The organism is Collinsella sp. TM05-38 (genome assembly GCF_003466445.1).
Taxonomy (GTDB): domain Bacteria; phylum Actinomycetota; class Coriobacteriia; order Coriobacteriales; family Coriobacteriaceae; genus Collinsella.
The window spans coordinates 53,025-73,337 of sequence record NZ_QSPM01000005.1 but is presented as its reverse complement, the minus strand read 5'-3'; the positions used below and the strand labels follow the sequence as shown (position 1 = coordinate 73,337).

The window sequence follows — 20,313 nt, the reverse complement described above, 5'->3', positions numbered from 1 at the left end:
CCCAGGAACGCGTTACGTAAACAACCGTATATCATACCGCAGGCTAGGGGCGTTCAAGAAACCACCTAATACCGACTAGGCTTCGAGAAGACCGAGCTGAGGAACGATCTCGTCGCCGGCAGCGGTGCGACCAAGCGAGCGCGGGGCCAGGTCGTCAAGAACCGCAGCTAGATCCCACGGCAGCTCGTCGCGGCACTCAATGCGCTCCCCCGTCACGGGATGGTCGAATGCGACGCGCCAGGAATGAAGGAATTGCCTGGTCAAACCCTGATCGGCGTGTGCATCGCACTTGCCGTAGAGCGGATCGCCCACGCAGGCGTGGTTGATATGGCGCATATGCACGCGAATCTGATGCGTGCGGCCCGTAAACAGGTGGCACTCGACGAGCGTATAGCCGTCGTCAAAACGCGTGGAATCGAAGCGCTCGAGGACCTTAAAGGTCGTAATGGCCTGACGCGCGAAAGGATCGTCCGAAACCGCCATCTTGACACGGTCACGCGTAGAACGGGCAATGCCGGTGTTAATGGTGCCCTCATCCATAGCGATATGTCCGTGAACGAGCGTAATATAGCGGCGGTCGAGCGTGCGCGTACGGATAAGATTTTGGAGCGCGCGCTGGGTGTCGTCGTCCTTCGCCGCAAGCATAAGGCCCGAAGTGTCGCGATCCAGGCGATGCACGATGCCGGGGCGATCCTCGCCCTGCACGGTGCCCAGATGGTCGATGCCGCAGTGATAGACCAGGGCATTCGCGAGCGTACCGCTCTCATGACCATGCGCAGGATGGCACACCAGGCCGCGCTGCTTGGAGAGCACAATGAGATAGTCGTCCTCGTAGCGAATATCGAGGGGAATGGCCTCGGGAATCACGTCGGCCGGGTCGTGCGGCTCGAGCAAATCGACCGAAATGCGGTCGCCGGCTCGCACGGCGTACTTTTTGGAGAGACAGGTCTCGCCGTTGACGTCAACGGCACCGCCCTCGATCAGATGCGCGCAGGCAGAGCGCGTAGGGCAGCCGTCATTGGCACCCAGATAGGCGTCGAGACGCTGACCGGTAGCATCGTCGGCAACAAGAATATGGATATCGGCCATTATCGCTCATTCCTATCGCGAATCTTGCGGGCACGCTCCCCACGCTGCTTGGCTTTGCGTTTGGCGCGGGCCTCGTCACGAGCGTTGAGCTCGGCGGTCGCATCGACCTCGCGAGCGGCGGGGCTCAAGAACATGTAGCCGATGAGTGCCAGCACGACACCGACCGTAATGCCGATATCGGCAACGTTAAAGACGGGGAAATCGATGAAGGTGGTGGCAATAAAATCGGTCACGAACCCAAAGGCGAGACGGTCGATCGCGTTGCCGATAGCACCGCCCGCGACCATAGCCATACCCACGACCTCCAGGCGAGCAAGCTGAGGCGCACGAACCAAGTACACGGCAATGGCGGCAATGACCGCAAGCGCCAGCATAGCGAACGCAACGCCATGGCCCTCGCCCATGCTAAACGCAGCTCCGATATTGCGAACAAACACAAAATCGATCACGCCAGGGATAACGGTCATATGCAGGGCATCGCCCACGGCACGAACCGCAAGCTTGGTCAGCTGGTCAACAAGTAGCACAACCAGCGCCACCCCACCAGCAATACCCAGCCGCCAACGCAAAGACGGCGTCATATCCGCAGTACGACCCAAATCAATCCCCTACCCTCAAAAGCTCAAGTTACGTTCTGTGCAAGTAACCATCTTATATTGCCATACGCAAACCGCACGACATATCCACCAATGTGACAAAGGGACAGTCCCTTTGTCACATCATTAAAACACCGCAGGTAGAACAAAAATCAGCGAGCGGGCTGCATTTGAGACAAGGTGCCGCGAAATGAAAGGGCGCTGACCTTTCGGTCGCGCCCTTGAAATTGAACGGCAGATTGTCCAAATGCGGCCCGCGCAGCGTCGGCCGGTTACGGCGTTTGGTAAAACGCCGTAACCTACAGGGCCTCTGCGCAGCGCTTGCAGATGTGCGCGTGGCCGTTGTACTCGCCGACGGTGGTGCGGTAGTTCCAGCAACGGTCGCAGCACTCGCCTTCGGCAGCCTCGATGGCAACGGAAAGCTCCTCGCCCTGGGTCAGCTCAACATCGGAGACGATGTAGAACTCGGCCAAGTCGACGGCCTTATCACCGGTCAGCAGCGCATACATCTCGGCGGGAACGACCGCCTTGACGCGGACCTGCTGGCTCTTGGTGAAGGTGCCGGCGGAGCGGGCATCCTCAAGGGCCTTGGTCACGGCGCCACGGAGCTCGAGCGAAGCCTCAAGCACGCCCTCAAACTCGTTGGCCTCGTCGACCGTGATGGGCGACTTGTACCAATCGAGCAGCGCAGCGTACTTCTGGTGATCGACGCAGCCAGCAGGCGCATAGGCCATGGCCTCGTCGACGGTGTAGGACAGGATCGGCTGCAGGTCGCGCATGAGCATCGAGAAGAGCTCGGCCAGCACGGTCTGGGCGCTGCGACGCTCGAGCGAGCCGGGCTTGTCGCAGTACAGACGGTCCTTCAGGGCGTCAAGGTACACGTTGGAAAGCTCGGTAACCACAAAGTCGTAGAGCGCACGGTAGGCGCGCGGGAACTCGTAGCTAGCGTAGGCGTCGTCGACCTCGGCCTGGACCTGGGTCAGACGGGCGACCATGAGCTTGTCGAGCGGCAGCAGGTCGGCAAAGGCGACGCCGTCGGTCTCGGGCTCAAACTGGCCCTCGAGCTCGGAGAGCAAGAAGCGCAGCGTGTTACGGAAACGACGGTAGGCATCGGACGTACGAGCGAGAATCTCGTGGTCGATGGAGACGTCAGAGCTGGTGTCGACGGAGGCAACCCACAGACGGATGATGTCGGCGCCCATCTCGTCGCAGACCTTGTTGGGGTCGATGACGTTGCCGAGCGACTTGGACATCTTGCGGCCCTGGCCGTCGAGGGTAAAGCCCTGCGAGACGACCGCCTTGTACGGAGCATGGCCGTTGGCACCCACCGAGGTGAGCAGCGAGCTCTGGAACCAACCGCGGTGTTGGTCGGAACCCTCGAGGTAGACGTCCGCCGGGTACTCCAGCTCGGGACGATACTCGCAGACGGCCTTCCAAGACACGCCGGAGTCCCACCATACGTCGAGGATGTCTTTATCGGCCTTGAGGTGATGGCCGCCGCACTTGGGGCAGACGCAGGCCTCGCCCAGATAGCTCTCGGGAGCGTCGGTGAACCAAGCATCGGAGCCCTTCTCGTGGAAGAGCTTGATGACGGCGTCGAGCGTGGCGTCGTTCATGACCTTCTCGCCGCAGTCGGCGCACGTGTAGCTGGGGATCGGCACGCCCCAGTTGCGCTGACGGCTGATGCACCAGTCGGGGCGTTGCTCGACCATGGCGCCAATGCGGTTGGCGGCGTGGGCCGGATACCACTTGACGTTCTCGCGGACCTCCTTGCCAGCCTGCTCGCGCAGACCGGTCTTGTCCATCGAGACAAACCACTGGTCGGTAGCACGGAAGAGCACCGGGTGCTTGCAGCGCCAGCAGTGCGGATAGCTGTGCGTGATCTTCTTCTCGAGGACCAGGGTGCCGCGCTCGCGCAGGAACTCGATGATGTGCGGGTTAGCCTCGTCGGTGTCCATACCGCTGAAGGGACCACCGGTGCCAAACTCCTCGCCGGTGTAGAACTTACCGTCGTCGTCGACCGGCATGCAGATGTCGGTGATGCCCTCCTTGAGGCAGGCAAAGTAGTCGTCGACACCGTGGCCGGGCGAGTTGTGGACAATACCGGTACCGTCATCGACACCGACGTAATCGGCCAGCAGCGCCACGCCCTCAACACCGTCAAAGATCGGCTGCTTGTAGTGGATGTGGTGGAAGGTCTCGGCGGGAACCACATAGGGCTTGCCGTCGACCGTGACCGGGGTGTACTCCCAGCCAAACTCCTCGCAGCACTTGGGAGCCAGGTCCTCGAGCATGACCTCGGCGCGGCCGTCGTGCTCAACGGCGACGTAGGCGGCACCGGGCTTTAGGGAAACTGCCTGATCGGAGGGGATGGTCCACGGCGTGGTCGTCCAGATGATAAAGTCGACCGGGCCATCGAAGCTCTCGAGGCCAGCGGGCTTGGAGGTCATCTCAAAGCGCACGAAGATGGACGGGCTCGTCTCGTCGGAGTACTCAATCTCGGCCTCAGCGAGTGCGGTGTGGCAGTGCTTGCACCAATGAACCGGCTTGTGGCCGCGATAGATCATGCCCTTGTCGAACATAGCCTTGAAGACCTCGATGTCGGCGGCGTCATGCTGGTGATAGAGCGTCAGATACGGGTTGTCCCAATCGCCGAGCACGCCCAGGCGACGGAAGCCGGCCTTCTGCAACTCGATGTTCTCGACAGCGAACTTGTTGCAAAGCTCGCGAATCTTAGCCGTGGAGGTCTGGTTGAACTTCTCGGTGCCGAGCTTCTCCTCGACCTTGTGCTCAATCGGCTGACCGTGGCAGTCCCAACCGGGGACATAGGGAACTTCGCAGCCCTGCATCATCCAGTAACGGTTGATCATGTCCTTAGAGATCTTGTTCATGGCGTGGCCGATGTGGATCGGGCCGTTGGCGTACGGAGGGCCGTCGTGCAGCACGAATTTCTTGTGACCCTCGTTCTTCTTCAAAACCTGCTCGTAGACCTTGTTGTCCTGCCAGTCCTTGAGTCGCTTGGGCTCGGACTTGGAAAGACCGGCACGCATGGGAAATCCGGTTTTGGGCAGATTCATCGTCTGCTTGTACTCGTTTGCCACGGTACCCCTTTCATGTCGTGGGCGCACACGCCCTCTGGGCACCAAAAATAGCGCCCGTCCCTACAAGCTGGGACGAAGCGCCACAAAACGGGCAGACTGCCCGTAAAAGCTCTTCGCTTAACCACCCAGCTTAGATGCCCTCGCCCGCGTCGCCACGCGCTCGCATCCGTTACTCGGCTGGCCTGTATCGACGACCATCTCGGCGATGTCTACTAAGACGTGCCTGTGCGGCGCGTCCGTTGGGACCGCAGCTCCGGGGTGATTTTCATCGGTTGCATGCACGGGTTCTCAGCGCTCCCCGCTCTCTGTAGCATGCGGATGGCCGACTACTCGTCCCCATCAACGCTTATGCGCTGTATAGTAGCACGGTCAACGCCGGCAAAAAACCCTCAACACTGGTTTTATACGTTCGAAAAATCTCGCGGCTGTGGATTTTCTCTTGGAGCAAAATACCGGGCGGCCAACGCCTACGGTCACACGCTCCTCGCCTAACCTACCAAAACCACCACAAGGGGGACAGGCACCTTTGTGGTGGTTTTTTATTGCTCCAGCATGCTGGGATCAAATTCACTCGCTGGGATAACACGGTACCCATTACGCAAGAGCAGGTCGACGAAAACGCCGTTACCCGCAGTGAGTGCGCCGCTGAATGTACCATCGTAGATGCGGCCCGCGCCGCACGAGGGGCTACGGTCCTGAAGGACGCACGTAGCGATCTCGGACGGGCCGCCAAAGTGCTCGCACATATCGAGCGCGCGTTGAGCACCCAGGCGAAACTCGCGATCGACCGAGGTGCCCTCGCAGGTGCGGACCTCACCGTCCACAATCTCGGACGGCTTGCGCGGCGTAGGCAGACCGCCAAAAACCTCGGGGCACACCAGCAGGACCTCGGTCCCCGTACGCTCGCAAGCCTCGACCAGCTTGCGATGGTAATTGTCAAGCCCGTTATATTTACAGTTCTCGCCCATCAAGCAGGCGCTCACCACGATCTTCATTTCCATCCCTCTCAAGCAAAACGCCCCATTTGAGAAAGCTGCTCAAATGGGGCGTCGGCGATCACTGGCTCGGCCGCGGCTTTACTGCTGCTTTGGCATCAGCGGATTCTCACGCATGAGGAGGTTCATGAACTCCTCACCCGTAATCGTCTCCTTCTTGTACAGATAACGAGCCAGCTCGTGAAGCTTAAACTTGTTCTCCTTGAGGATCTGCAGGGCGCGATCGTGCGCATCCTCGATCAGCTTGGCGACAATCGCGTCCACGCGCTCGGCCGTACCGGGAGCGCAGGTGAGCGACGTGTCCTGGTTGAGGTACGCGTTCTGAACGGTACCGAGCGCCATCATGCCAAACTCATCGGACATACCAAAACGCGTCACCATGTTGCGGGCGAGCTTGGTGGCCTGCTCGATATCGTTGGCCGCGCCGGTCGTCATCTCACCAAAGATGAGCTCCTCGGCAGCACGTCCGCCGCAGTAGACAGCGAGCTTGTCGAGCACCTCCTGGCGCGTGGTCAGAAAACGCTCGTCCTCCTCGACCTGCATGGTATAGCCAAGAGCACCGCTCGTGCGCGGCACGATGGTGATCTTGGTGACCGGAGCAGAGCCCTTTTGGCGGGCAGCGACAATGGCATGGCCAATCTCGTGGTAGGAAACAACCTGCTTCTCGTGGTCGGAAAGCACCGTGGACTTACGCTGCTGGCCGGCGATAACAACCTCCACCGACTCCTCGAAGTCGTCCTGGGTTGCACGCTTTCGACCCTCGCGAACGGCGCGCAGGGCGCCCTCGTTGATGATATTGGCCAGGTCGGCGCCCGAGGCACCGGGCGTAGCGCGGGCAATCGCGGTCAGATCAATCGGTGGCTGGGTCTTCACACTCTTGGCGTGGAGCTCGAGGATGTTCTTACGGCCGGTCAGGTCGGGCAGCTCGACGGGAATGCGGCGGTCAAAACGGCCGGGGCGCAGCAAGGCCGGATCGAGGCTGTCGGGGCGGTTGGTGGCAGCAAGGACGACAATGCCCTTGTGGTTATCGAAGCCGTCCATCTCGGTCAGCAGCTGGTTGAGCGTCTGCTCGCGCTCGTCGTTGCCGCTAAAGCCGCCGCCATCGCGCTTCTTACCGATGGTATCGATTTCATCGATAAAGACGATACACGGGGCCTTTTCCTTGGCCTGCTTAAACAGGTCACGCACCTTAGCAGCGCCGCGACCAACAAACATCTCAACGAACTCAGAGCCCGAAATGCTAAAGAACGGCACGCCCGCCTCGCCGGCAACAGCCTTGGCAAGCAGGGTCTTACCGGTACCCGGAGGGCCAACAAGAAGAGCACCGCGCGGCAGCTTGGCGCCGATCTCCTCGTAGCGCTGCGGCTTCTCCAGAAAGTCGACGACCTCCTTGAGGGACTCCTTGGCCTCTTCCTGGCCGGCGACGTCCTTAAAGGTCACGCCCACGTCCTTGGAGGCGATCACGCGCGCGCCGGACTTACCCAGTCCGCCGCCGCCAAAACCGCCGCCGCCAAAGTTCATCGACGGACCGTCATCGCCCATGGCCTTCTTCATGCGGCGGTTGAGCCACCAGCCAATCAGGAAGAAAATCACCATGGGAAGAATGAGGGTGAGCAGGTAGTAGGTCATCAAACCCGAGTTTTTATCGGGAACGACCGACTCAAGCGAGGCGCCAGATTCAAGCACGCGATCGGTAAAGCCCGCGTCATTCGGCACACCGGTCGTCTTGTAGGCAATGTTCTCGTCCTCGCCCTTCTTGGTGTAATAAATCGAGTAATCGTCCGTGTTGTACTCGACCTTGTCAACGCTCTTCTTATCGAGCGCTTTGACAAACGTCGAGTAATCGGTCTTCGTAATCTGCTGCGTGTGACCGATGTTGGGGAACAGAACGGTCGAGAGCACGAGGTAGACGACGAAGGCGATGAGCACGTAGAGGATCATATTCCGTCTACGTTTGTTGTCATCCATCTCCATCTGCTTGAACTCCATCTACTGGGGTTGATAATGTTTTTAGAATACCCAACCCGAACGGCGATAAACCGACGCCGGGCACGAAAGGACAGAGATGGCATCACTGGAAGTCGGCAAGGTTCAAATCTATACGGGCGACGGCAAGGGCAAGACAACGGCTGCGTTGGGGCTCGCCTTGCGCGCGACGGGCTACGGACTTAACGTGCTTATGCTGCAGTTTGCGAAGAAGCTGCACTGCGCCGAGCATGATGCGGCGCCCCGTTTGGGTCTGCGCATCGTACAAGCCGACCGCGACACGCCCGAAGCCTGTGCCGCACAAATCATGGAGCTGGCGCGCGAGCAGATTAGCCAGGTCGACGTGTTGATCTTGGATGAGCTGGGAGAAGCCATGCGGCGGGGCTTTGTGACGCGCAAAGATGTCGAAGCGCTGATCGCGATGAAGCCCGACACCACGGAGCTCGTACTGACCGGCCGAGGCTTGCTGCCCCTCGCCGACCTTGCCGATCTGGTAACCGAAATGCGCCCTGTCAAACACTACTTCGACGAAGGCCTCCTAGCCCGCCAAGGCATCGAATACTAATTCGGCACTTAGGGACGTTCCCTTTCTGCCGGCAGTTGGGGACGTTCCTTTTCTGCCGGCAGTTGGAGACGCTCCTGCGCCGTCACCAATCCAGTAACCTAAATCTTCTTCCAACCTGCCGTACCAGAAACAACTGACGTACGACCGATGCCAACGACCCTCACTATTTGATTAATCGTGAGACCCGCTCTTCTCATTTTGCAGAGAATGGGCTTTCGCTCAGATGGCTTCAAGGAAACAAGCTCGGGAAGTGATATAGGGGCGGCAACGCTTTTGGCGACCTCAAGAGCCTCATCATCCAGAATGCGCGGTCGAGGCTCAGCATCGTAGGGCGCTTGGTCAATTCGATCGGCAAGATAGTGCCGATACTCAAGAGATCCACCCACGAGATCCAAAACAATCCCGGGGTCACAAAATCCAAATCCATCATAGCCGTAAGCGTATGCTCGGTAACTGGACCAACGATATGTATCAACGGCGGAAATGCCCGCCTTGACCGGGTTCATATGAATATAGTCAGCAAGCGAAATTGCTTGCACGTCATTCTCGACCGGAATATTAGTAAATCTATCTTGGAACAAGTGCCCAACTCGGTCTGTTTTGCGATTGAAATACATCGCATACGACGTAAGAACGCCACTCATGCACGAAGATATATTTCCATGAGGATCGTCGACCATAAGATGAAAATGATTCGACATGAGACACCATGCGGTAACGCCAACGCCATTACCGACAAGTTTACCCTCGAACAGTGTAAGCATCCGATAGCGATCTTCATCGTCTTCGAAGATGCAAATGCCGCCATTTCCACGCGCGATAATGTGGTTATAGCCCGTTAACGAAACGACTCGACCAGTTCTTGGCATATCGCCCTCCCATCAAAAACCCACCGGGCAACATCTGATAGGCGCGGACGATCTAATTTGCTGAGCCCGTTTTGACAGTTTACAAGGGCACGGCAAACAGAGTCTCCGAAAAAGGCGAAATTGCTTCACAAGGAGTGTCCCAAAGTGCCGGCAGAAAAGGAGCGTCCCTTTGTGCCGGCAGAAAAGGAACGTCCCCAAGTGCCGGCTAGGCGGTGGCGCGGCCTAGCCAGTTGCCGCTGTGGTGGTAGATGGTGAACATGGTTGCGGTGATGAGCCAGGTTACGGGGTAGACCAGCAGTAGATGCTCGAGCGACGGATCAAAGGGCATAATCGCAAACACCCAGATTACCCTTAGGACGACGGTACCGAAGATGGTGAGAACCATGGGCTGGAAGCTCACGCCGGCGCCGCGGATGGAGCCCGACGCGTTCTCGATAATCGAGAAGATCGCGTAGAACGGTGCAATGAAATGGATGATGGTCGTGGTGTAACCCGAAATCGAAGCATCATCGACAAACAGGCGCGACAGGGGACCCGAGAACACCAACAGTACACCGGACAGACCGCCGATGAGCAAAAACGACAGCACGAGCGACGTGTGGTAGCCCTTGCGCATGCGCTCGTAATTGCGCGCGCCAAAGTTCTGCGCCGAGAACGTGGTGATGGATACGCCGAGCGCCTCGGTCACCATCCAGATGATGCCGTCGAGACGGCCCGAAAGACCCCACGCCGTCGTAACATCGGCACCAAACGAGTTGACCGATACCTGAATCAGAACGTTGGAAATCGAATACGCCGCCGATTGAAAACCCAGCGGCAAACCGCACGAAAGCATGCTCTTGCAAATACCGCGATCGATGCCGAGCTTGGATATCGACAAACGCCATGCGCCCGGAGCACGCATCATGCGAATCACAATCATCGTGGCATTAGAGCAAATGGTCAGTGCCACCGCGATACCGCAACCCAAGGCCTCCAAATGCAGCACGGCAACAAAAATGATATCGAGCACCACGTTCACGAGGCAGCCGGAAGCAATAATCACGGCAGGGCCACGCGTATCGCCCACGGCACGCAGCAGCGCGGTACCCATATTGAGCAGCAGCGCCGCAAACATGGCGGCAAAATAGCAGCGAGCATAGGCTACGCCCTCGGCGAGAAGCTCGTGCGGCGTATTCATCAAAACGAGCATGGGCTCGACAAGCACTATGCCAAGAATGGAAACGACGATACCGCCCACGAGCGCAAGCGTCATGGCTGTATGGATCGAACGGCTCAAGCGCTCGTCATCGTGCTGGCCAAAAAACTGCCCCGTGATAACGGCGCAACCGGCGCCAACGCCAACGCAAAAACCAATGCAGAGCTCCGTGAGCACCATCGTGGCTTGAATGCCGCCCAGCGCAAGCTTGCCGCCAAACTGACCGACGATATAGGTGCCGATAAGCGTGTAAGCCTGCTGGAAAAACGAACTAAAAAAGATGGGAACGCACAGCGACAGCAATTGCTGCCAAATGACACCTTGCGTTACATCGATAGCCGTAGATTTCTTAGCCACACGCCCTCCCCACTCGTATACGTCAAACAACAAATTAGCAATTTAAAACCAAAGTCAAAACCAGCTTAGCACCGACTGGCGGCTACCGAAACGCCCCGAATCAGAGCGCGGTGCGGAATATCTGCCTAGTGATACAAACCCGGCTGGTAGTGATACTCGTTGCTCACGTGCGGGCACAGCTGCCAAAAGGCGACGGCGCTCGCCGCAGCAACGTTGAGCGAATCGACCCCGTGCGCCATCGGAATGCGCACGGCTCGGTCGCAGCCGGCAATGGTCTTGGCGCCCAAGCCAGCACCCTCGGTGCCCATAAAGATCGCCAGACGGTCAATCTCGCGCAGCGCAGGGTCGTCCAGCGAAACGGAGTCGTCCGTCAGCGCCATGGCGGCACAGGAAAACCCGGCATTGTGCAGCGCCGCCAGGCCATCATGCGGCCATACGCGCGCCTCGCTGCCAATACGAGTCCACGGCACCTGAAACACCGTGCCCATGCTCACACGGGCGGAACGACGATACAGCGGATCGCAGCACGTAGGGCTGACCAAAATACCGTCAACATTCAATGCGGCAGCCGAGCGGAAAATCGCGCCCACATTGGTATGGTCGACAATGCCCTCAAGCACGCACACGCGCACCGGACGCTCCCCTGCCGCCTCAGCGACGCCGCCGAGAAACTCATCGACCGGAATCTGCCGCGGGCGACGAAAAGCCGCCAGCGCGCCGCGCGTCACATTAAAGCCCGTCAGCTGCTCCATGAGCTCCATCGAGGCAACAAACACGGGAACCGGGCCCTCACCGTCGCGAACGGCCAGACGCCCAAACAGCGGCATCATCTGATCGAGCCAGCGCTCGCCCAACAGAAAGCTCACCGGCTCGTAGCCGGCGCGTACCGCACGCTCGATGACCTTGGCGCTCTCTGCGATAAAGATGCCCTTTTGCGGCTCCAGCACGCAACGTAGCTCACGCTCCGTCAGTCGCACGTAGGCATCGAGCCGCTCGTCCTCGAGCGAATCGATTCGCAGCACCTCAACGGCATCAGTCATAGTAGCCAGCCCGCACCTTTCTTTGCAGCACCTATACAAATATCGGGGCAACGCCATGCGCCGCCCCGTCATTCATTTCATCCCGATAATACCGAAGGGATAATCGGTTTTACGCCTCGATGCGACGATACGTCACGAACTCATAATCGACGCCCTCGTCACCCTCACCGGCGGCAATCGTTGCGACCCCGCTACGCTGCGCAATCTCCCACGCAGGATCGGTTCCCAAATCGGGAAAGTACGTATCCACGACATGCACGCAATGGTTGTGCGTGACCTCGGCCTCGACGCAATACGGCAAAAACTGCCGATAGACATCGCCGCCACCAATCACCCACGCAACGGGCTCATCGGCAACCGCAGCGAGCGCCTCATCAATACTATGCACCACATCGACGTCCTCGGGAGCAAAGTCCACGTCGCGCGTGAGCACGATATTGCGGCGGTTCTTGAGCGGACGCCCCCCGGGAAAACTCAGCAGCGTCTTGCGTCCCATGATGACCGGACAGCCTTTGGTGCACGCAACAAAATGGCGCATGTCGGCGCGATTGGACACTACCATGTCGCCCTCGCAGCCAATGCCCCAGTCGTCACACACGGCGACGATGACAGAAAGCTTACACGTCATAAGCGCCACCTACACCGCAATAGGAATGTTCTTGACCTGCGGACCGTGCTCATAGCCCTCGACGATCAGATCATCGGTCGTAAACGCATAGAAATCATGCACGTCGGGGCTCAGCGTTACCTTAGGCGCCGCAAACTGCGGACGCTCGATAAGCTCGCGGACAATATCGACATGACGGTCGTAAATGTGAGCATCGGCAATCACGTGCAGCAGCTCGCCGGGAATCATATCGACGGACTGCGCAACCATCATGAGCAGAATGGCGTACTGGCACACGTTCCAGTTGTTCGCGGCCAAAATGTCCTGGCTGCGCTGGTTGAGAATCATGTTGAGCGTCGGTTTGTCATCCTGCGGGCGCTGCGTCACGTTATATGTCACGCTGTAGGCGCACGGATACAGGTGCATCTCGGACAGGTCGCTGAACACATAGGTGTTCGTCATGATGCGACGGCTATACGGCGTATGCTTAAGGTCGTACAGCACGCGGTCCATCTGGTCAAAGTCGCCCTCGGCATAATGGCTCTTCTGGCCAATCTGGTATCCGTAGGCCTTACCGATGGAGCCGGTCTCGTCAGCCCACTCGTCCCAAATATGGCTGTGGAGGTCATGGACGTTATTGGACTTCTTTTGATAGATCCACAGGATCTCGTCCATGGCAGACTTAAGCGCCGTGCGGCGCAGCGTGAGCGCGGGGAACTCCTCGCGCAGGTCGTAGCGCGCCGTAACGCCAAAGTTTTTAATGGTATAGGCAGGGGTGCCGTCCTCCCACACCGGACGGACCTTTTGGCCCTCGGTGGTGGTGCCATGGTCCAAGATATCGCGGCACATGGCTACAAACTGTTGATCAGCTTTGCTCATTGACCCTCCTGTCAGTCGCCTATAAGCAATTTTTATTGTAGCCCAGGCGCACAGCATCGGATGGGACACTTGGGCCGGCACACGCAATGCACGGCAGCTCACTCTCAGTCGCAACGGCTTTGCCTTTTTCTGACATATGCCAAAAATGCCTTGCGCTGGTCCGCAGGTGCGCTATCCTATTTTTGACATATGTCAGATTTGGAGTGTATATGGCAGGAAGACGCAAAAAATTGCGCCGTGTTGGGATTATTCCCGAATATCGCGGTTTTACCCCCGATGGCCTTGCCAGCGGAGACGCCATCGACATGACGGTCGACGAGCTCGAGGTGCTGCGGCTGTGCGACCTGGAAGGCCTCAATCAGGAGGCTGTCGCCCAGCACATGGGCATCGCTCGTGCCACCGTGGCGGCCATCGGCAGCCGCGCGCATCGCAAGGTGGCAAACGCGCTGGTCAACGGGCGCGCGCTGAGTATCGAAGGTGGCAACATCGCGTACTCCCCCATTACCACGACGACGGCCGCATGGCCAGCAAAGGAGGTTGACACTATGAGGGTGGCAACGACGTACGACAACGGCAACATCTTTATGCACTTTGGCCGCAGCGAGCAGTTCAAGATCTACGACATCCAGGACGGCGAGGTGATCGACGAGCAGGTCGTGGGCACCGGTGGCACCGGTCATGGCGCGCTGGCGGGTCTGCTCGCCAACGGCGGCGTCGACACGCTCATCTGCGGCGGCATCGGCGGTGGCGCTATCAACGCGCTTGCTCAAGCCGGCATCACCGTCTATGCGGGAGCCCAGGGCAGCTGCGATGCGTGCGTCGAAGCCCTTATCGCTGGCACGCTCGCACAGAACGGCGAGGCCACGTGCGGCTGCCACGGCCATGACCACGAGCATTCCCATGAGCATGGCGAGTCCTGTGGCTGCCACGGCCATCACGAGCACGAGGGCCATGAGGGCTGCGGCTGCCACTAGCGGCAGGCAATCGATGCCATCACGTGCCTGCTCACACAACAAATAACGCACCAACGACGAAGGCCGCCTGGAATACCATCCGGGCGGCCTTCGCCATACACGACTCAGCCAGTCGCTATTTTTTATTACGCATCTGCGCTTCCATCTGGCGCAGCAGATCCATATCGGACTTGGGGCCGCCCGTTCCCAGGCCGCCCATGCCGCCCAGGCCCATGGCATCCAGGCCGGGAATATTGGGCATGCGCATCTTTTTGCCCTTCTTACCCTTTTTGCCCTTCTTGCCGCCGGCCTGTGCCTGATTGGCCATCGTGCGCATGCGGCCCATCATCTTGTTCATCTCGCCCCACTGCTTCATAAGGCTATTGACCTCGGTTGGGGTTACGCCAGCTCCCTTGGCAATGCGGGCACGGCGCTGACCGTTGATGATGGAGGGACGCAGGCGCTCCTCCTTGGTCATCGACATGATGATGGCCTCGTTCTTATCGAAGATGCCCTCGTCCAGGTTGCCGCCCATCTGGTTGAGCGCGCGCTGGCCACCGGGAAGCATGCCCAGAATGCCCTTCATGCCGCCCATCTTCTTAACGGCCTTCATCTGGTCGAGCATATCGTTCATGGTGAAGCCCTCGCGCAGCATGCGCTCGGCAGCCTCGAGCTGCTCGGCATCGGCTGCCTCCTGGGCCTTCTCGATGATGCCGACGACGTCGCCCATGCCCAAAATACGCTTGGCCATACGATCGGGATAGAACGGCTCCAGCGAATCGGGCTTCTCGCCCATGCTCACAAACTTGATGGGCTTGCCGGTCACCTGGCGCACGGAAAGCGCGCCGCCGCCACGGGCATCGCCGTCGAGCTTGGAGATGATCACACCGTCAAAGTCGGTGCGCTCGGCAAAGGTCGAGACCACGTTGACGATATCCTGGCCGGTCATGGCATCGACGACCATCAGCACCTGATCGGGCTTGACGGCTTTCTTGATGTCCACGGCCTCCTGCATCATCTGCTCATCGATCTGCAGGCGACCGGCGGTATCGACGATGACCACGTCGCGCAGGTGGTCGACGGCCTCCTGGATGGCGCCTGTGGCAATGTCGACCGGATGCGCACCGTCACCGCGGAAGACCGGCACGCCAATCTCGCCGCCAAGCGTTGCCAACTGGTCGGCAGCGGCAGGGCGGTAGACGTCGCACGCGGCGAGCAGCGGCGAGCGGCCCTGCTTCTTGAGCAGGTAGGCCAGCTTAACAGCCGCCGTGGTCTTACCGGAGCCTTGCAGGCCCACAAGCATAATGACGTTGGGAATACGGTTGCTAAAGACGAGCTTGCTCTCGGTGGAGCCGAGCATCTCGGTGAGCTCGTCGAGCACGATCTTGACGACGTTTTGCGCCGGCGACAGCGACTCCATGACCTCTGCGGTCATGCAGCGCTCCTTGGTCTTGGCGACGAACTCCTTGACGACCTTAAAGTTGACGTCGGCCTCGAGCAGCGCCATACGGATGTCGCGCATGGCCGAGGTGATATCGGCCTCGGTCAGCTTGCCCTTGCCGCGCAGGCGGTCAAATGTGTCGTTGAGGCGATCGCTCAGGGAATCAAACACTAGTCACTCCTTAATTGGACTCGCCCACCAGGGCGCGGCAAAAATCTTTGGCATTGAACTCCTGCAGGTCATCGACCTGCTCACCCACGCCGATGCGCAGGATCGGGAGCTTGAGCTTCTCAGCCACGGCCATGGCGATACCACCCTTTGCCGTGCCGTCGAGCTTCGTCATGATAATACCGTCCAGACCCAGCGCCTCGTTAAACTCGAGCGCCTGGTTCAGACCGTTCTGACCGGTGGCGGCATCAATCACGAGGACAACCGAGACGGGCATGGGGCCGGCGGCCATATTGGCGGCGCGCTTACGCGTCACGTTGACCACCTTGGCAAGCTCTCGCATGAGCTCGGGGCTTGTGTGCAGACGACCGGCGGTGTCGATCAGCACCAGGTCGCTGCCGCGCTTATCGGCCTCGTCGAGCACGTCATAGCACACGCTCGCCGGATCGGAGCCGCGGTCGCGCTTGATGACGGGGACGCCGGCGCGCTGGCCCCACACATCGAGCTGCTCGATGGCGGCGGCGCGGAAGGTATCGGCCGAACCGATCACGACGTTCTTGCCGCGGGCGGCCATGGCGCTCGCGATCTTACCGACCGTCGTGGTCTTGCCGGCACCGTTAATGCCCACAAACAGCACGCAGCTCGGCGTATCGGAAAACGGATCGCGCTCGATGGGCACAAAGTGCTGCTCGAGCTGCTCGGCCAGGGCACGGCGAAGCTGCGGAGCGGTCTTGAGGTTCTTCTTTGCCGCGGCATCGCGCAGGTCATCGGAGACCTGAATGGCGACCTCGGCGCCCATGTCACCCATGACGAGGGTGTCCTCCAGGTCCTCCCAAAAATCCTCGTCGACCTCGCCGCCAAAGTAGAAGACCTCGTTGAGTGCCTCGCGGCTGCGCTCAAGTCCGCGCGAGAGAGCGTCAAAGAATCCCATTATGCATTCACGACCTTTCCGGTTTCGCGATCGAGTTTTTGCGAGACGACGCGGCTGACGCCGTCGGCTTGCATCGAGACGCCATAGAGAACGTCAGCGTCCTCCATAGTACGGCGCTGATGCGAAATGACCAAGAGCTGCGTATCGGAACGCAGCACATCGAGGGCGCCGATGAGCTTGGACAGGTTGGCGTCATCAAGCGCCGCCTCGACCTCGTCCAGCACATAGAACGGCACCGTGCGCGTGCGGTACACGGCAAAGAGCAGGGCGAGCGCCGTCAGACTCTTCTCGCCGCCCGACATGAGCATCATCTTGGTGATGCGCTTGCCGCGCGGCTGCGCCACGACTTCAATGCCCGTCTCGGCCGGATGCTCGGGATCGGTCATCTCCAGATGAGCCTGACCGCCCGGGAAGAGCATGGCGAAGATCTCGCGGAAGTTCGCGTCGACCTTCTCAAAGGTCACCAGGAACGCCTTGCGCATCTTGCGATCAATGGCCACCGTGATCTTGGTGAGCGCCTTGCGCGCGCGCTCCAGATCGGCCAGCTGCTCCTCGATGTAGTCGGCGCGGCGCTTGAGCTGCTCGTACTCCTCCATGGCAACTTGGTTCACAGGGCCCAGGTTGTTGATCTGGCGCACAAGCTGGTTGAGCTCGCGCTCGGCGGCATCGCGGTCCGTGGGCGCGGGCAGCATGAGCGCTTCCTCGAGTACCGTGGTGCCATCGGCGGTAATGGCCTTAATGGCGGCCTCTACCTGCACCTCGAGCTTGCCACGCGCGACCTTAAACTCGTTTTGCGTGGCGGTGGCGGTATCGACCCGCTCCTTAGCGCGGGCAACCTCTGCCTTGGCATCCTCGATGGTCTTCTTGAGCGAAGCGGAGTCCGCCTCTTCCAGAGAGGCCTGGTCACGCAGGCGCGCTGCCCAATCCGACGCGCGTTCCAACAGGGCAGAATATCGTTCGTGCATGGGGTCGACGCGCAGGCGCAGCAGCTCGAGCGAGCGCGAAGCCTGGCGTGTTCCGCGGATACGACGGTCGATGCCCTCAAGACGATGCTCCAGGTCGGGCACGCGGCCCTTCAGCGAACGCAGGCGCTCGCTCGTCCGAGCTAGGCGAACCTTGGCGTCGGCGAGCTTGCCAGCAGCCTCGGAATCGTCACGACGAACGCGGTCAAGTTCATCGTTGGCCTGGGCAATCTGCAAGCCCAGGTCGCTCGCCTGCGCACGAGCCTCGTCACGCGAACGAGCGAGCTCGTCCACGCGCGGACGCGCAGCGCGAACGGCTTCGGAAGCCTGCTCACGGCGCTTGGAAATGCGCATGCGCTCGACCTCTGCGTTGTTGGCGCTTTGCTCCAAGCGGCCGATCTCGGAGAGCAGCGAGCGACGCTCGCCCTCAAGACGGGCAATCTCGCCGGCGGCATCGCCCTCAGCGGCACGCGCTTCCTCAACGGCCGCATTGGCCTCGACGACCTGATCCGACACATGCTCAAACACGGCAGCCAGATCGGGCTCCAAGCCATCGAGCTCACGAATGCGGCGCTTGCGCTCCAAGGCACCCGATGCCTCACCGGCATCGAGCCCCACACGCACCAAGCCGCCGCAGGCAACGCGGGCACCATCGGGGGTCACATAGGTCACACCGTCAACGACCGGCGCCGACAGCGCGGCAGAAAGATCGTCCACTACGTAATAGCCGCCGAGCAGCGCCTCGACAATCGGACCATAACCGGCACGCACGGAAAGGCGATCAACCAGACGCGAACCGGCAGCGCCCTCGGCGGCAGCAGTGCCGCTCACGCCGCGCGCTACCAGCAGCGCCTCGCCCGAGGCCTTCTTCTGGTCCAGGGCCGCACGACCGGCACGCTCAAGCGCGGACGTATCGTCGAACAGCAGCGCATCGATATCGCCGGCGAGCAATTGCTCAACCAGGCCCTCAAGCTCACGCGGGGCCTCGAGCACGTCGCCCAGACGACCCGAGACATCGTCGCCCAGCGCACCCACCAGGCGGCTCACGAGCGGCGAGCTGTCGGCCATGCGGGCATCGAGTTTCTTTTGACTGGCAAGCTCCGAGCGCACCTCGGATAACTTGTTGCGCGCCTCGCTCTCGCGGGCACGCAGGCCCTTCAGGACCGCGCGTGCCGTCTCGGTGGCTTCACGCGCATCGACCTGAGCCTGGCGCGCTTCGTCAAGAGCGCACTCAAGCTCCTCGGCGCGGTCGCGACGGCTCTCGAGCGAAGCCGTGACCTCCTCGAGCTGTTCATCGATCTGCTCCAGGCGCGAGGCGTACATGTTGTCCTCGACCTCGGCATTGCTCAAGGAATCCTTCACCTTAGCGAGCTCGAGCGCGGCGTTATCGGCCACGCGCTGCACATCGCGTTGCTCACGCGTAAGCTGCGAAATCTGATTGTCGAGCGCCACGCGGCGCTCGTGGAGCTCGGCGGCAGCAGGACCAGCGGCGTCAACGTCCTCCTGGGCCTGCATGTGCGCACCAGTCACTTCCTCAAGCTGCGCACGCGCGTCCTCGAGCTCCTCGACCACGCGACGACGCTGATGCTCGGAGCTCGAAATCTGGCCGCGCATGTCGGACAGGCGCGACACCATGTTGTGGCCCTTTTCCTCGAGCAGGCGCATATCGGAGTTAATGCGGCCGACCACGTCTTGCATATGGCGGCGCTGCTCGCCCAGATCGCCCACAAACAGGCCCTTTTCCTCGAGCATAACCTGGAGCTTCTCGAGCTCGCGCTCCTTTTCGCCCATGCGGTACTGCGCAAGCTCCAGCTCGGCGGCACCTTCCTTGGAGCGGCTCTCCAAGTCGTTCCACTGCGACTGCAGCGAACGCAGCTCGTCGACAGCCAGCATCTGCGTAAGCTCATTCGCGCGCGAGGACAGCTCTTTGTACTTGCGCGCGCGATCGACCTGACGCTCCAGCGGTCGCAGTTGACGGGCGATTTCCTTATTGATGTCGCGGGCACGCGTCAGGTGCTCGTCCATCGACTTGATCTTTTTGAGCGCACGCTCCTTGCGGCGCTTGTGCTTGGAGATGCCGGCGGCCTCCTCGATGAGGGCACGGCGCTCCTCGGGGCGGCTCTGCAAAATGGCGTCGAGCTTGCCCTGGCTGATGATGGAATGCGTATCCTTACCCAGGCCCGAATCGTGCAGGATGTCCTGAATGTCCATCAGGCGGCACGGACTCGAGTTGATGAGGTACTCGCTTTCGCCCGAGCGATACATGCGACGGGTGATGGCGACCTCGTCAAAATCGACGGGTAGCACATGGTCCGAGTTATCGAGCACCAGCGTGACCTCGGCGACACCCACCGGCTTGCGAGCCGACGAGCCCGAGAAGATGACATCCTCCATGGCCTGGCCGCGCAGCTGCTTGGCGCTCTGCTCGCCCAGAACCCACAGGATGGAGTCGGAGATGTTCGATTTTCCCGAGCCGTTGGGACCGACGATGACGGTCAGGCCCGGCTCAAACGTCATATGGGCGCGGTCGGCAAACGACTTGAACCCTTTGAGCGTGAGGGACTTGAGATACACGG

15 protein-coding genes are annotated in these 20,313 nt (G+C 60.3%); 2 read left to right on the top strand and 13 right to left on the bottom strand.

Going from position 1 to position 20,313, the window contains the following annotated elements; translation table 11 throughout:
* Nucleotides 1-75: 75 nt before the first annotated feature.
* The 5 genes from DXD49_RS03920 to ftsH all read right to left on the bottom strand — a co-directional run bounded on the left by DXD49_RS03920 (nt 76) and on the right by ftsH (nt 7,755).
* A complete protein-coding gene (locus DXD49_RS03920) occupies nt 76-1,089 on the bottom strand; it encodes an RluA family pseudouridine synthase (protein ID WP_199568956.1) in 1,014 nt (337 codons plus the stop codon).
* Nucleotides 1,089-1,688, bottom strand: coding sequence for a signal peptidase II (gene lspA, locus DXD49_RS03915; protein WP_233541740.1), 600 nt, complete (start codon nt 1,686-1,688; stop codon nt 1,089-1,091). Before lspA ends, DXD49_RS03920 begins: the two co-directional genes overlap by 1 nt.
* Nucleotides 1,689-1,984: 296 nt before the next feature.
* The gene (gene ileS / locus DXD49_RS03910; RefSeq protein WP_369831600.1) at nt 1,985-4,762 is read right to left on the bottom strand and encodes an isoleucine--tRNA ligase; all 2,778 of its coding nucleotides are present in this window, start codon (nt 4,760-4,762) and stop codon (nt 1,985-1,987) included.
* A gap of 563 nt (nt 4,763-5,325) precedes the next feature.
* Nucleotides 5,326-5,781, bottom strand: a complete 456-nt coding sequence (locus DXD49_RS03905) for a DUF523 domain-containing protein (RefSeq protein WP_117794260.1) — start codon at nt 5,779-5,781, stop codon at nt 5,326-5,328.
* Between the two features lie 81 nt (nt 5,782-5,862).
* The gene (gene ftsH, locus DXD49_RS03900) at nt 5,863-7,755 is read right to left on the bottom strand and encodes an ATP-dependent zinc metalloprotease FtsH (protein WP_199568954.1); all 1,893 of its coding nucleotides are present in this window, start codon (nt 7,753-7,755) and stop codon (nt 5,863-5,865) included.
* A gap of 91 nt (nt 7,756-7,846) precedes the next feature.
* Here ftsH and DXD49_RS03895 point away from each other — a divergent pair, with 91 nt between their 5' ends.
* A complete protein-coding gene (locus DXD49_RS03895) occupies nt 7,847-8,332 on the top strand; it encodes a cob(I)yrinic acid a,c-diamide adenosyltransferase (protein ID WP_117735051.1) in 486 nt (161 codons plus the stop codon).
* A gap of 98 nt (nt 8,333-8,430) precedes the next feature.
* Here DXD49_RS03895 and DXD49_RS03890 read toward each other — a convergent pair whose 3' ends face one another.
* The 5 genes from DXD49_RS03890 to thyA form a co-directional block, all read right to left on the bottom strand.
* Nucleotides 8,431-9,201 (bottom strand): transposase, encoded by a 771-nt coding sequence (locus DXD49_RS03890; RefSeq protein ID WP_117742828.1) that lies wholly within the window; start codon nt 9,199-9,201, stop codon nt 8,431-8,433.
* 205 nt (nt 9,202-9,406) lie between these two features.
* Nucleotides 9,407-10,756 (bottom strand): MATE family efflux transporter, encoded by a 1,350-nt coding sequence (locus DXD49_RS03885; protein WP_117742827.1) that lies wholly within the window; start codon nt 10,754-10,756, stop codon nt 9,407-9,409.
* 125 nt (nt 10,757-10,881) lie between these two features.
* Nucleotides 10,882-11,796, bottom strand: coding sequence for an RNA methyltransferase (locus DXD49_RS03880; protein WP_117794258.1), 915 nt, complete (start codon nt 11,794-11,796; stop codon nt 10,882-10,884).
* A 109-nt stretch (nt 11,797-11,905) separates the two neighbouring features.
* The gene (locus DXD49_RS03875; RefSeq protein ID WP_117794257.1) at nt 11,906-12,424 is read right to left on the bottom strand and encodes a dihydrofolate reductase; all 519 of its coding nucleotides are present in this window, start codon (nt 12,422-12,424) and stop codon (nt 11,906-11,908) included.
* 9 nt (nt 12,425-12,433) lie between these two features.
* On the bottom strand, nt 12,434-13,282 hold the full coding sequence (gene thyA / locus DXD49_RS03870; protein WP_117794256.1) for a thymidylate synthase: 849 nt from the start codon (nt 13,280-13,282) through the stop codon (nt 12,434-12,436).
* Nucleotides 13,283-13,491: 209 nt separating this feature from the next.
* On the opposite strand from thyA, the gene DXD49_RS03865 reads away from it, so the two are divergent.
* Nucleotides 13,492-14,256, top strand: coding sequence for a NifB/NifX family molybdenum-iron cluster-binding protein (locus DXD49_RS03865; RefSeq protein WP_117735046.1), 765 nt, complete (start codon nt 13,492-13,494; stop codon nt 14,254-14,256).
* A gap of 115 nt (nt 14,257-14,371) precedes the next feature.
* Here DXD49_RS03865 and ffh read toward each other — a convergent pair whose 3' ends face one another.
* Genes ffh through smc form a run of 3 tightly spaced genes read right to left on the bottom strand, consistent with a single transcriptional unit; the run spans nt 14,372 to nt 20,311 of the window.
* Nucleotides 14,372-15,847, bottom strand: coding sequence for a signal recognition particle protein (gene ffh / locus DXD49_RS03860; protein WP_117794255.1), 1,476 nt, complete (start codon nt 15,845-15,847; stop codon nt 14,372-14,374).
* A 10-nt stretch (nt 15,848-15,857) separates the two neighbouring features.
* Nucleotides 15,858-16,775: a signal recognition particle-docking protein FtsY gene (gene ftsY, locus DXD49_RS03855; RefSeq protein ID WP_117794254.1), complete on the bottom strand. Its 918-nt coding sequence runs from the start codon at nt 16,773-16,775 to the stop codon at nt 15,858-15,860.
* Nucleotides 16,775-20,311, bottom strand: coding sequence for a chromosome segregation protein SMC (gene smc, locus DXD49_RS03850; protein ID WP_117794253.1), 3,537 nt, complete (start codon nt 20,309-20,311; stop codon nt 16,775-16,777). Before smc ends, ftsY begins: the two co-directional genes overlap by 1 nt.
* Between the last annotated feature and the right edge of the window lie 2 nt (nt 20,312-20,313).